The 13,196-nt window shown below is 25.5% G+C and carries 17 protein-coding genes; 3 read left to right on the top strand and 14 right to left on the bottom strand.

What is annotated here, in order from left to right:
* The 13 genes from EELLY_RS01570 to EELLY_RS01520 form a co-directional block, all read right to left on the bottom strand.
* A complete protein-coding gene (locus tag EELLY_RS01570) occupies positions 1-1,515 on the bottom strand; it encodes an Mbov_0396 family ICE element transmembrane protein (protein WP_104205504.1) in 1,515 nt (504 codons plus the stop codon).
* Positions 1,515-1,856 carry a hypothetical protein gene (locus EELLY_RS01565; protein WP_104205505.1) on the bottom strand — a complete coding sequence of 114 codons (342 nt, stop codon included), beginning with the start codon at positions 1,854-1,856 and terminating at the stop codon, positions 1,515-1,517. Before EELLY_RS01565 ends, EELLY_RS01570 begins: the two co-directional genes overlap by 1 nt.
* The gene (locus EELLY_RS01560) at positions 1,849-2,454 is read right to left on the bottom strand and encodes a hypothetical protein (protein WP_104205506.1); all 606 of its coding nucleotides are present in this window, start codon (positions 2,452-2,454) and stop codon (positions 1,849-1,851) included. Before EELLY_RS01560 ends, EELLY_RS01565 begins: the two co-directional genes overlap by 8 nt.
* Positions 2,435-2,695: a hypothetical protein gene (locus tag EELLY_RS01555; RefSeq protein WP_104205507.1), complete on the bottom strand. Its 261-nt coding sequence runs from the start codon at positions 2,693-2,695 to the stop codon at positions 2,435-2,437. The genes EELLY_RS01560 and EELLY_RS01555 overlap by 20 nt, the downstream gene beginning before the upstream one ends.
* Positions 2,688-5,540 carry an Mbov_0397 family ICE element conjugal transfer ATPase gene (locus EELLY_RS01550; RefSeq protein ID WP_104205508.1) on the bottom strand — a complete coding sequence of 951 codons (2,853 nt, stop codon included), beginning with the start codon at positions 5,538-5,540 and terminating at the stop codon, positions 2,688-2,690. The genes EELLY_RS01555 and EELLY_RS01550 overlap by 8 nt, the downstream gene beginning before the upstream one ends.
* Positions 5,527-5,727 carry a hypothetical protein gene (locus tag EELLY_RS01545; RefSeq protein ID WP_104205509.1) on the bottom strand — a complete coding sequence of 67 codons (201 nt, stop codon included), beginning with the start codon at positions 5,725-5,727 and terminating at the stop codon, positions 5,527-5,529. The genes EELLY_RS01550 and EELLY_RS01545 overlap by 14 nt, the downstream gene beginning before the upstream one ends.
* 186 nt (positions 5,728-5,913) lie before the next feature.
* Positions 5,914-6,072, bottom strand: a complete 159-nt coding sequence (locus tag EELLY_RS04120; RefSeq protein ID WP_146063613.1) for a TRASH domain-containing protein — start codon at positions 6,070-6,072, stop codon at positions 5,914-5,916.
* Positions 6,073-6,098: 26 nt separating this feature from the next.
* Positions 6,099-6,548, bottom strand: coding sequence for a single-stranded DNA-binding protein (locus EELLY_RS01540; RefSeq protein WP_104205510.1), 450 nt, complete (start codon positions 6,546-6,548; stop codon positions 6,099-6,101).
* 11 nt (positions 6,549-6,559) lie between these two features.
* A complete protein-coding gene (locus EELLY_RS01535) occupies positions 6,560-7,111 on the bottom strand; it encodes a hypothetical protein (protein WP_104205511.1) in 552 nt (183 codons plus the stop codon).
* Positions 7,112-7,133: 22 nt separating this feature from the next.
* Positions 7,134-7,295, bottom strand: a complete 162-nt coding sequence (locus tag EELLY_RS04175) for a hypothetical protein (protein WP_181021025.1) — start codon at positions 7,293-7,295, stop codon at positions 7,134-7,136.
* Positions 7,296-7,333: 38 nt separating this feature from the next.
* Positions 7,334-7,708, bottom strand: coding sequence for an ASCH domain-containing protein (locus tag EELLY_RS01530; protein WP_104205512.1), 375 nt, complete (start codon positions 7,706-7,708; stop codon positions 7,334-7,336).
* Between the two features lie 2 nt (positions 7,709-7,710).
* Positions 7,711-7,995, bottom strand: coding sequence for a hypothetical protein (locus EELLY_RS01525; RefSeq protein WP_104205513.1), 285 nt, complete (start codon positions 7,993-7,995; stop codon positions 7,711-7,713).
* Positions 7,996-8,346, bottom strand: a complete 351-nt coding sequence (locus EELLY_RS01520; protein WP_104205514.1) for a hypothetical protein — start codon at positions 8,344-8,346, stop codon at positions 7,996-7,998.
* A 325-nt stretch (positions 8,347-8,671) separates the two neighbouring features.
* Here EELLY_RS01520 and EELLY_RS01515 point away from each other — a divergent pair, with 325 nt between their 5' ends.
* Both EELLY_RS01515 and EELLY_RS01510 read left to right on the top strand, forming a co-directional pair.
* Positions 8,672-9,373 (top strand): hypothetical protein, encoded by a 702-nt coding sequence (locus tag EELLY_RS01515; protein ID WP_219818100.1) that lies wholly within the window; start codon positions 8,672-8,674, stop codon positions 9,371-9,373.
* A 2-nt stretch (positions 9,374-9,375) separates the two neighbouring features.
* Entirely contained in the window at positions 9,376-10,629 is a 1,254-nt protein-coding gene (locus EELLY_RS01510; RefSeq protein WP_104205749.1) for an HNH endonuclease signature motif containing protein, read from the top strand.
* A 315-nt stretch (positions 10,630-10,944) separates the two neighbouring features.
* On the opposite strand, the gene EELLY_RS04340 is transcribed toward EELLY_RS01510, so the two are convergent.
* Complete coding sequence (locus EELLY_RS04340) at positions 10,945-11,079, bottom strand: hypothetical protein (protein ID WP_281253990.1); 135 nt, start codon at positions 11,077-11,079, stop codon at positions 10,945-10,947.
* A gap of 352 nt (positions 11,080-11,431) precedes the next feature.
* Here EELLY_RS04340 and EELLY_RS01505 point away from each other — a divergent pair, with 352 nt between their 5' ends.
* Positions 11,432-13,126 (top strand): DUF262 domain-containing protein, encoded by a 1,695-nt coding sequence (locus EELLY_RS01505; RefSeq protein WP_104205748.1) that lies wholly within the window; start codon positions 11,432-11,434, stop codon positions 13,124-13,126.
* Positions 13,127-13,196 lie beyond the last annotated feature (70 nt).

The following is a 13,196-nucleotide window of genomic DNA, read 5'->3' as shown; positions in this document are numbered from 1 at the left end:
TTATTCCGATCCAATCACTCCTGTGGTTAAACCAACAGCTCCTAAAGGTCCTTTGCTAACAGCACCAACAGTCTTAGTCGCATTAGAAGCTAATTTAGAACCAGTTTGGAAATTACTTTTTGTTGTTTGATCAATTCTTGAATAATTTGAATATTCACCAATTTGTGATTCCACTTCAGCAGCAATTTTTTTAACCCCCATTAGAACAGCTATTGAGATTATTGCCATAATCAAAGCAAAAATTATGTAACCGGCTTGACCTGTTATTGGTGGAAAGCTAATTAATGACTGCATGCCGGCAGAAACTGTATATGTTAAATTAATTCCCAAAGTTATAATCGCTATTGAAAGAGTTTTAGCAATTATCTTCTCTCTAGTCATTTTCATTCTTGCTCCACCATCAAAAGCAGAGGCACAAGCATAATAAATACAAATAAGAAAATTAAAAAATAACCAAAATGTTTTTTCAATTAAAGCAGCAAATATTGATAGCAAAAATATCAAGGTAGAACCACCAATCGCTAATCCTATAAAACCCCAAACTGTAAAGGCTTTAACAATTGTCTCAGATTTTCAAAGACCACCAGGCACTGACCCCCCAAGCACAGCTAATAAGACTGGATATCTTGCAAAAAAATCACCACTACTTGTTGGATTTAATCCAAAGAATAATAATTTATAAACATTGTCTGTAAATGCAAAAGATTTGTCTTGAGGGTTTCCTTCTACTACAAAAGAAATGTAACTAATGGTTAAGTCTAATCCAGTTCCGATTATTCAAAACCCAACAGGGATACAAAATATATAGATTACAGTTTTAAAACTACCTATGCTTGCATCTTTAAGTCTTTGTTGTGGTGAACGTTTATCGTCTGTGTTTGCCATAGAAATTGTTTGAAATAAAAATATTATAATTAATACTAAAGGAACTGATATACAAATTATTCAAAAAGCAACAGGAATATTTTCGACAACAAACTGATCTCCACCAAAGATTAGTTGATTAATCCCACCAGATGAAAAACCAATAATAATGTAATTAATTATGTAGCTAATAAACATTATAGGCAATGCAATCATTCTTATCAAAGTTAAGATTAATTTTTGACTTTTGGCTTCATTCATAGCTTTTAACATTTCAATTAATTTATTTAAAAAAGCTTGTTGATCTCATCCGCCAGGCATACCTGCTTTAAGAGTTCCAGGTAATTTAACGAGTTCATTTATTGCCATTAATCTAAAACCACCATTTGGCAAAGGCTCTCAAAAAAAACCATCGGAAAAATCCACATAAGGTGATGCAACCACAAAAGGTGGAACATTAGGCAAATCACCTAACGTTTTTAAATCCTCTAACCTTTTAATTGTTATATTATTAACATCAAAAGATAAAGTGGTTTTATAAAAAGTAAAAAATAAAATTGAAACAGAAATTATCAAAATAACTAAAGCCCAATTAATTTCTTTTCTATAATTGTAAAAATCATTTTCTTTTAACTTTGAATTTATTGTCATTATCTCACCACGCTTAATACAATTAATGCACTCTTAGTTAAACCCATGTCAGTTCCGATTAAAGATGCTGCAAAAACACCACATAATGGAACAGCTATCCCTAACACAATCATCGCGATTACAATAGTTATTAAATTTTTTGTACATTCATCCTTTTTTTTCTGATTACCCGCTGCTGCAGCAATTTGTTTTTGAACTAAAATTCAAATCATAGCACCAGCAGCAACAATAAACCCAAGTCCTCCAAAAGCACCTATTACAGCCAAAACAATTCCCCCGATGTAATCTGCAGGCGCTTTAAAGTCTGGTGCTTCTGCTAATAACATTAAAAATTTAATCATCTTCATTTCCCTTTCCAAATAACACATCCTTTAAATTTGTGCTACTTGAATCCTTTCTAATTTTGTTTTTTCATTTGTTTTGAGTTGATATTTCTTGATTTTCAAAACCAACAGGTGTCTTAAAAAAATCATTTTTAATAAACCCAGTTTCTTTATCGATAGTTGCATCAAAATACTCATAATTTAACCCTTGTAATATTGGCACAATGTAATTTAATAATTCTTTAAGATAATCCATATTACCAGCTATAAAAGCTGTTTGCAAATTTTGTCGAACAGTTATTTCTTGATTATTTTGTTGAATTACTTTAGTGACTGCTTTTGCTGCAATATTTGCAATTTCATCTGTTTTATTATCAAATAAGTCATATTTCATTCCCCTGATTAAAGCTCTTATATAAAAATCATTTGTTTTTGGTTTTGGTGTACGTTTTTTTGAGTTTTTATGTTCCAATATTTTTTGTTCAAGAAATCTATCATATTCATAAACTATTTCTTGCGCTTCATCAGTATTGAATCTGATGTTTAAGTGGTTTCTTTTAGGTAAGGATTTATTTTGAATAGGATTTTCAATTTTATTATTTTTTACTTCGCTCATTAATCAAACCCCTTTCTATTTTATTGAGTTTAATTTTTAATATTTTTTGCTGCCCTTTATAAAATTGGTTGTGCACGTGTTGCTGATCTATATAAAATTTACCAATATGAGTAAAAACTTCTTGTTGATCAATTAATACTTCAATTAAATGTACATAAACACTTTCTAAGATTTTCTTAGATTGTTTTTGTGTTAAATTAGTTCTAAATGAAAAGTCTTTTATGTATTCACTTTTAATCATAATTTCTATTCCTTATTATTTCTTTTTCAACATCATTTAGTTCAATTTGAATTTGATGCCTATTGTTGTTATTTTTCATAAAAACTCCTCTTCCTTGACCAGCATTTAATATGTGTTTTTTTTCTTCGGTTGTTAAACCACCATCTTGCGCAAAAAGAGTCTCAACATCTTCTAATCCCTTTGAGCTACAAAGCATTATTAGTCTTGCTGGTGTATTTGTCAATATAGATTGAGTTTTTTTAGAACTTTCTCCATCTTTAACAAAGTCCTTTACATCTTGAGTACAAAAAGTTAATCCAGCATAATATTTTCTAAAACGTTTTACTGATGAATTTAAAAAGTCCAAAGTAACATCTGAATTTTTCATAAATTCATGCCCTTCATCAATTAGTAAAGTTTGTTTAACTAAAAGTTCATAAGCAGCTTTATTTGGGTAAGGATTTTTTTCTTCTTCAAATTTAGCAACAAGTTCAGCATATTTAATATCATTTTCAATTCTTAAAGTGTTAAATTTATTTGTTACATATGCAAAAAGTAAATATAATAAAGCATTTTGTAATTTTTGATTATTTGTATCAAAGATTGATTTGATGTTGTAAACTATTAAACTATGATTACCAACTTCAAGAGTTGAATGATTATTTAGCAAATATTCATATTTACCATTGTTCTCAAAATCTTGTTTTAGACTATAAATTCATTGTTGATGAAGCATTTGTTGATCAGAACTTATTGTTTTAAGTTCTAATTCCATTAGTCTTATTAAGTCTGACATAATTGGGAAATCATTAGTTTTTAAATCATCTAAAGATAATTTATTTTTTAAAGCTTTATTGATTGATGTTGTATTTAAATAAAGAGTTCCGACTTCTTTAATCAAGTAACCTATTTGATAGTCATTAAAATCAGGATAAAGCAATTTAAATCAACCTTCTAAATTTGTAAGATAAAACTGCATATCATCATATAAATTATTTGTTAATTCATCATTTGGAGTAGCCATTATTTGAAGTGGATTAATTACTCCATTTTTTGTACCAACGTGTACTACTTTTTCACCTAAATTTCTTGCAAGTGGAGCATATTCATTTTCAATATCAAAAATATGTGTATGAACTTGATTAACAGTATTTCAAATAGCTAATTTTTTAATTGTGTGTGATTTACCTGAACCAGCCATGCCAATAAGTAATAAATTATGTGAAGTAGTTAAACCACTAGGTAAAAAGAATTGATCATAAATTATTTGGTCACCAACAACACTAACACCTAAATAAAGCCCTCTTCTGTCATTTAATTTTTGAGATATGAAAGGATAGGATAAAGCCATTGTTCATGTTGGTATTTGTCTTGAAATTTGTTTTTTTAAAGGGGTTCTTGGTTTTAATGAAAAATGTTCTAAAGCTTCTATTTGTCTATTTATTAGATCATTTAAGTAAATTCCTATTTTTTGAAGTTCAGATTTTAATGAATTTGATTGTTCTCTTAATTCATCTTCATTGTTACCTGAAAAAATTACTGTTGCACTAACTTCTTTTAGCTTTTCAGTTCCTGTTGCTAAATCAGCAACAATTTGAGAATAAACCTCTTGTTCATATTGCATTGCTTTTATATCGACAACTTTAGTTTGATTTATTGTTTGAGAATTTGTTTGTAAATTCATTAAGTTATTACTTAAGAATTTGTTTTCATTAATTAAGCTCTCTTTTATAGTAACAATAGCGCTAGTGGAATTTCTAAATAAGCCAATCATTCAACCAAGTTCGACCTTCATTGGAAATTTTGTGATAGCTGCAACTTTGAAATATTGCTCTTGACCATTCACCTTAAAACAATTTCTTTTAAATTCTATTTCTTTAAACGCTAAGAATTTTGTTAAATCTTCTGAATTACTCTCAATTAAAGTTGGAGACAAGGGTTCAGCTAATGGTGTGTAACTTTGATAAATTAAATTTACGTTTTCATATGAACTCATTTTTTGTCCAGATAAGCCTTTTTGATTTAGTATAGCTGTTATTCTATTAATCTCTGTTATCATTTCTTTTTCATCTTCAGCATAAACAATAATATGATATTTTTCTTCAATAAAATCTTCTCTACTTATATCGTTTTTATAAATATATTTTTTAGTGTATTCTTCTAAAACTCTTCTTCTAGCTTCATACTGAATTATATTTATTTTTTCTGTTTCAAAAAGTTTATTATTTATAGATAAAAGATTTGAAATGTGTTGATTATTAAAATCTCTATTACTCATAACAGACAATTTAACAATTTGTAAATCATATTTTGAATTGACTAGTAACTCTCATCAACTATTTGCCATCATTTCTAGATCTATTAAATCTTGTTGAAAAATATTTTTACCCTCAAACTTTATTCCACACATAAACAATTTATCTGTTTCATTTTCGTTTGTTAGAATTAAAAAATCTTTTGCTGCTTCGATGCTTGAATCAAAATTTATTTTTTTATAAGAATTAAATTTTTTGGTGGAATGATTTTTATCTTCTAATTTATATATTTTTTTATCAATGTATTTAAAAGAAACACTTCATCATAGTATATGATAAATCCTTACCCCATTACCAGCAGATGGGACAGGCATTAAAGGTATCATTAAAATAAATAAAACACATATCATGATTACTGTTTTTATTACAATATTTCAGACCAGACTTGAAACATTTGGAATTGATAAAATTATTAAAACACCAACTACAAAACCAAATAATGTTGCTATCAAATCGGTTCATAAAATACCTCATTTTAAAACTGCTTTTTGTGGAGGTTTTGGTATTACACCCACTAATTCTTTTGAATTTTTTTTGTTATTGTTTTCCATCAAACTCATCCTCACTTATTGGTTCTTTTACTAAACGTTTTACAGCTATCATAATTATTTCTGTTTTGCTAAAGTCTTTATTAAATTTAGCTGCACAATTTCTTTGAATTGAATCTATTAATTCTTTTTGTTCAATTGTTGGGTTTATTGTTGTGTACATTTTTTTTGGTTTTGGTTGTTTTGGCATGTAACACCTACTTTCTAAAATAAAAAAGAGAGAACACTCACAATTTGTGAATGTCCCTCTTTCTTTCGGGAATTTATTAAGTTTTAAATTATATAATCTATATGCTTAATAAACTTTTCTTTTGTTAAAAGGTTTAAAGGTTTAATGTTTTGCTTGGTATTTCTTTCATTTTGGTTAACGCTTTTATTAATCATCATTTTCAAATATTTCTACAATTCAATTAGTGTTGCAAGTTTTAGTGCAGAAGTAATACACATTGTTGTTTATTGTTCAAACTGAAGGTTTATTTACTCTTTTTTCTTTGCCACATTGATCACAAATTATTATTTTTTCAGTATCTGACATACTATTCCTTTCGAGTTTTTAATTTTTTAATCTCATAATGTTGACTCATCATCACTTAAAATAACTTCATCTTGAATAGCGCCTGCGCTAGAAGTTGCTAATACAGGTGATTCTAAAATAATATCTGATTCATTTACAGAAGGTTGATCTTCTGTATTTTCATTATTTTTTGAAGATCCTAAAAAGTTTACACGGTCAGCAGTTATTGTTGTAATGGTTTCATATTTTCCATCTTTTTGACTTGTACGAACACTTATTCTTCCAGATACAGAAACTAAGCTTCCTTTTGAAAGAAATTTAACCATGTTTTCTGCAGTTCTTTCAAATGCAAAACAAGGAATAAAGTTTGTTATTTCTTTTTGTTGTGAATATTCACTCACAGCAACTGTAAAAGAAACAAATCTACCTTGACCATTACTAGTTGATTTTAATTCTAAATCTTTGGTTATTCTTCCGATAATGTTCACTGAGTTCATTTTGTTATTTCCTATCTTTTCAATGTTTTTTTGATTTGTTCATTTTGTTCATTTTGTTTATTTTTAGGATGATTTAAGGATTCTTGATTCAATTTAATTCCATGCTCAAGTTGCTTTATATATTCTTGATCAGATAATAAATCTCATCCATCACTTGGTCTATTTCCATTTTTAGTTAATTCAATTTTATTTTTTGTATCATAATCATAAATTTCATATTCATTAGTTAAACCAGTTCTAGCAAAATCATCTAATTTTTTATTTGTTAAATCACAGAATTTTTCAACAAATCAAGAAGTGATTTGTTCTTTTTCTGTGTTGTTGATAAGTATTTCTAAATATTCGTTTAAAGAATGTGAGTTATCTTCTTTATTTAGTTCTTCTTTGACTGTGTTTATGGTGTCAATATCTCAAGTTTGATAAATTTGTTGTGGTGGGCCTGCATAACCAATTTTGTTATTTTTATAACATTCAATTTCCAAAATTGCTCTTTCTTTTGCAAAAATTTCAATTTTATTTGTTAAGTAGTCAAATATTTCAAAAGAGTTTCATTTTTCTGACATAATAAGTTTTCCTTTCGAGTTTTTAATTTTTTGATTTTATTCATTCTTCTAAACGATCTTCGTAACATTCTATACAATAGAATTCTAATCATTGTTCATTTTCTAACAAGAACTTAGCATCATCTTCTACTTCTTGTTTACAATTTTTACAATAATCTATTTCATTCACTTGAATTGGTTTCATTACTTTTATTCTCCTTTTTTAATCTTTTAACTTTATTTTTAATAATCAGTGTAGACAAATGATTGTGGTATAAAGTTGATTCCAAACTCTTTAAGATTTTTAGGTTTCAAAAATTTATGTATATTACCTAATCTATAAGCATGAGCAATATTTTTACCTTTGAAATAATTATCAAAATATTCTTTTGTTATCCCTGATTCATTTTTAGTTATTTTTCATAGTTCATTTGGAGTAAAAGAAATTAATTCTATAACTTCTACTTTAGCTATTATTTTACAAATCGGTTTTGTTGCATAAATGTAAATATATTTTATTTTTGTCGAAGGCATTCTTGTTCTATATTCAAATAGTTTAGTTTTATTGATAATTTTTTTTGAATAAGTTGGATTAATTGGCAATATTATATTTTTCATGTTTAATCAACTTTATTATTCATTTTTTTTAATCTTTTAACTTTATTTTTAATAATTCTTTGATAAGTATCTAACACTTCTTTAACGTTATATTTTTCATTTTTGATAACCTGATTTAGAATTCAATAATCGTCGTGTTTAAGTTTTGTTTGATTTGATCACTTAAAACTTCTATTAATTAGTTTTTGATTATTATCATCAACTATTTGTAAAATAGATTTCTTTATTATGTCTTCTCCATATTTGAAATCTAAAGTCTTAAGGTATTCGTAATATTTTCATTCCATTTATTTTTCCTCCTGATTTTCACTTTTAATAACGTCTGATAAATATCACTTATATGTGTTGTCATATTCTGGAGTATTTCTGTTGTTTTTTGTCGGTCAAATGTTTAAAAAGATATCTAATATAATTAATCTCTTATCTCTAGTAGCTTCTTTGTGAAATTCAAAAATCTTATTTATTGTATCTCTGTTGTACGAATGTGCTCAAAAATAATTTATTTTTAAATCATTATCTTGTATCCTGATTTTCACTTTTATCCAAGAAGAATTTGCATTTTGAATTGAATCTGAATAAATTATTTGTTCAATAATAATATTTTTTAAAGTTAAATTAACTTTTATTTCTTTTTTCATTAATCTCTCTTCCTTTCGAGTTTTTTTTGATTTGTTCATTTTGTTCTTTATGGTTTCTATTTTTCTAAATTTGATATATATAAGATATATAGATATAAGATATATAGATATAAGATATATAGATAACTGAACCCAAACCAATGAATATTTAATTTTCAAAGAACATGGGCTCAACTTCTGGTATGTGTTGTACACTTCCTCACACAACTTAACCGTTCCTCAGATGCTGCTATCCAAAATTTGTAACAAAGAAATAAAAAAAGCGATTATAATCGCTTTTGTTGACCCTACAACCTTGTTATACGCCCATATTGTAAGGAGATGCATGTTAGTTGTAGATAAAATTTTAGAAGATTTAAAAAAGCAAACAAAGGAAGGTTTTCTGAAATACAATATAAATGAAATAAAAGAAATAACTAAATATTTAAATGAATACAAAAATATAAATGAATCAAAAAATAAAAATTCCATAAATCAAGCATTTAATTTTGCAAATGATGATGAATGATATACTACTAAAGAAGATGTTCAGTTTTTTATAAACATGGCTAACATCCCTAAAGATAAGGTTATTTGATGCCCTTTCGATTTGAAAAGTTCTAATTTTGTTAAAATTTTCAAACAAAATGGTTATAAAGTAATTTCTTCTCATATTTCTGAAGGGAAAGACTTCTATAATTTTGAACCCAAACAACAATGAGATATAATTATTTCAAATCCGCCTTTTCGCGGAAAACACAACATATTAGAAAGACTTTTAGTTTTTGGTAAACCTTGAGCATTAATTTTCGGAATTCAAGCACTAAATTCAGAGAAATTTTGTGATAAATTACAAATGTTTGAAAAACCACAATATATTCATTTGAAGAGAAGGATGTGTTTTACAAAGGACCACATTAATTATGACGTTATGAAATTAAGTAGACCTTCTTTTGCAAGCATGTGAATATGTAATAAGTTATTTGAGAATGATATTCAAGTTTGAAAAGGTGTTGATTATAAAAAAGATGGTAAGGAATTTTTCTAATTATGAAGATATTTGTTCCTAACAATTTAATTCAGAATTTAATAATACTTAGAAATAGAGACTGAAAAGAAAAACTATCGCAAGATCAAATATTGTTAAAAATTAAAGATGTATTAATATATGATGAAATAATAAAAATGGATGAAAAATTAGAATTTGAAATAATAAAAGAAAAATTTCAGGGTATTTTTATAGAAGATAAAAAAAGTGTAATATATTTTACGCAAATGTTAAGTTTCAAAGGAATGCCTAGATCTAGAAATACTTTTTTAAGTCAAAATTTTGAACCAGCCTATAAATTTGCTCTAAAAAATAATTCAAATATTTCTGTTTCTATAAATCCCTTTGATTTATCTAAAAGTTTTAGTATTTCTGCAGAATCAATTAATAAAGATTTCAAAACTCTATTAAGTATGTCTGTAATTATAAATAAATCCATGCCAATTAAATATAACGAAAATTTCGTATTTTTAGATCTAAAAGATTACATTTCTACAAGAAATAATTTAAAATCCAAAAACAAAGGAAATAACTCTATATACATAAAAATTTTTGAGGATGACAAAAATATAACTGTTTATGGAAAAGTAGAGGGGGCAAATTATTCTGACTCAGTAATTACTTGTAGAATAATATCAAAGCTTAATTCTGAAAAATTCAGTCTTTATTTTTTTAATTTAGAAAACGATTCAAGTCTTTCTAAAACACAATTAAATACAATTTCTGAAATTGGTTTTACAGTTATAGATTATATTAAAGAAGAAAATGATTTGGCAAATGAAATTAAAAGAAAACACTTTAATGATGAATATGAAGAAATAGTAAAAAGAAATCAAATGTTGTTTTTTAAAAATATAATTCAAAAATACATAGGTACTGAAAATTTTGATTTACATAAGTGTTTTGCATGTGATTATATTATTGATTCTAATTTTATTGCTTCTCATATACATAGATTTGCAGATATTTGTAAAGATTTTGAAGCTGGAAAAATAGATATAAAATTGGCTACACATCTTGCTGTTTCTGGAGAAAACGGTTTTCTTTTGTGTCCTAACCAGGATAAAGAATTTGAAAAAGGTTTGATTTATTTTGATATAGAAACCAAAAAGTTTGTTCCTAATGAAAGTAAATTAAATAATGAATCTTTTGAACAAATAAATAAAAGAATTAAAAATCAAGATTTTTCAAAGATAAAATATAATAAAGAATTTAGCGAAAATTTAATTAAGCATTTAAAAAGAATAAATTTATAAAGTAATAATATTTTGCCAAATAACAATAAAAGTTTAAAGAACAAAAAACGTAGAATAATTCTACGTTTTTAAGATAATTTATATTTAATTTTGTTATTTGATAATTTTACATACTTATTCAATTTCAATAAAAGTTTTTATAGAAATTATAGCTTTTTTATTTAATTTAATAAAAAGTTCAATACTTTTTTACTTTCATTTTTTTTCATTTTCAATTTCAATCATTGAGTTCAATAATTTTTTGATTGTTGTTTGCGATTTCTTAACACTTTTTATTAAATCACTGCTGGTCTAAATTCTTTAACAAAGTTTCTTCTAAAATAATAAATATTTTTCATTATATTTTTCAATGTTTAAAACTTGTTTTGGTTTTATTGAAAAATTATAAGTTACTATATTTGAAATAAATATTATAAAAATTGTAAATAAGTATTTACTTATTTTTCTCAAGAATACCCCCTTTCCAATTTTACAAAACATAATTATAGCTTTATATAATATGCAAAAATAGTAAAAGAAGGATTTTCACAATAGCTTATTGTTCTTTTTTAGATTATGTATCATGTCTATACAATATTTCTACTTTTAATAATAAACTTTCTTATAACAATAATTGACAACATGAATATAAGTAACAAGTATTTACTTTTATTTCTCAATCATATCACTTATTTAATTTTATAAAAAATTGTATAAAAAGTCTTATTTACAAATATGAAATACATTTCATTTTGTCATTATGTATAATATATTAGAATAAACAATTTTAATAGCAATAACATAAGAAGTGAGAGTGGCAAAAATGAAGGCAGATTTGAAAAATTTACAGGACTTTTTTGATTCGCAAAGAACACAGTTTTTTATACCAGTTTATCAAAGAGAATATGCATGAACTCAAAAGCAAATAAACCAGTTATTGGATGATTATGAGGATATACTTACTGGCAAAAGCAAAAGTCACTTTATAGGAAATGTAATATATAGATCTTCCACTTCTGGTGGAGTTATAAAAAATGAATTGATAGATGGTCAACAAAGAATAACAACGATGTTTTTGTTATTTATCGCTACAAAGAATGTTATTTGTGAACTCCCAGGTGATTACAAACAGGAACTGTCTATAATTGAGGAATTTATTTCCAACAGAGCATTTAAAAATGAAATGAAAATGCGCTTAAAACCTAATAATGTTGATAGAGAGACTTTTAAAGAAATTTACAATAACGAAAAAGTGAATTATTCAGAATCTAGTTTATTTAAAAACTACAAAATTATATTAAATAGAACTAAAAAATGAATTTTTGATTTTGGAATAGCTAAAATTTTTGATTTATTTGTTAATGTTAATATTGTTTATATTGAAATAAATGATTCTGACGATGTTAAAGTGCAAAAAGTTTTTGAGTCTATAAATAGTACAGGTTTAGATTTAAAAAATATAGATCTTATAAGAAATTTTTTGCTTATGGGTTTAGATGAAGAAAAACAAGAAAATTTTTATGTTAATAAGTGAATTAATTTTGAGAACACTTTAGCTAATTACCTAAAATTTGGATTAAATGAAGATGATTTTTTAAAAATGTTCTTGCAAGTTCACAGAAGAGAGTTTGTCAGCAAAAGTAACATTTATACATTATTTAAGGAATATGCAAAAGAAGTAGATTTAAATATTTATACAATTATGGATGATTTAATGAAGATTATCAGTCAATGAAATGAAATTTATCTTGAAAAAGATGAAGAATGTTACAATTATGATAGAGTTTGACAAGATGAACCTAAAAATAATCAAATGCAAAGCAGTTTGTTAATTTTATGTAAAAATGCTTTTGACAGTGGAATTATAGATCAAAAAGGTTGAGAAGATATAAAGCAAACTATTTCAATATACTTCATGCGAAGAAAGATTGCTGACTTTGACACCTCGTCAATAACCAGATTATTTACAGGTACTATCTTAAATTCCTTGTCTAAAGTTTTAAATTCTAAAGAAATGACATTAAATGAATTTATATATAAGCATTTATTTGTTGATAGAAAAAATTCGGAAATGAGAGCGCCCTCTGATGAAGAAATAAGGGATGTAATTAAGCATAAAAATTTTTATAAATTACAAATATGTAAACAAGTTCTATTATTTTTAGAAAATTTTGGTGTTAAAACTTTAATACCTATTTCAAAATTTGAAATAGAACATATAGCACCACAAAACCCTATAGAAAATAGTTTGTGATTACATTGAATTGGAGAGGATTACCAAACTAAAATAAATTATCTTGGGAATGTTACTTTAGTTACAGATAGTATGAATAAGGAGTTAAGTAATAAAGAGTGGATTCCTATTGAAAAAAAACAAGGTAAAAAAGAGCTGTTTCAGTACAACAAACACATAAGGTTAAACAGTGACATTAGTTCTTTGGACATTTTTAACTATGATAGTTTATTAGAAAGACAGGATAATCTTGTTGAAGAGATTATAAAAATATTCACCAAATAATTAAATTTTTTGAATGTTCTTCAGAGATATAATAATTATCAAAAAAAAGAAAAAAATGAATAAATAGGAA

The sequence above is a fragment of the Entomoplasma ellychniae genome, assembly GCF_002930155.1.
Lineage (GTDB): Bacteria > Bacillota_I > Bacilli_A > Mycoplasmatales > Mycoplasmataceae > Entomoplasma > Entomoplasma ellychniae.
This window is presented reverse-complemented; position numbering and strand designations above follow the sequence as displayed.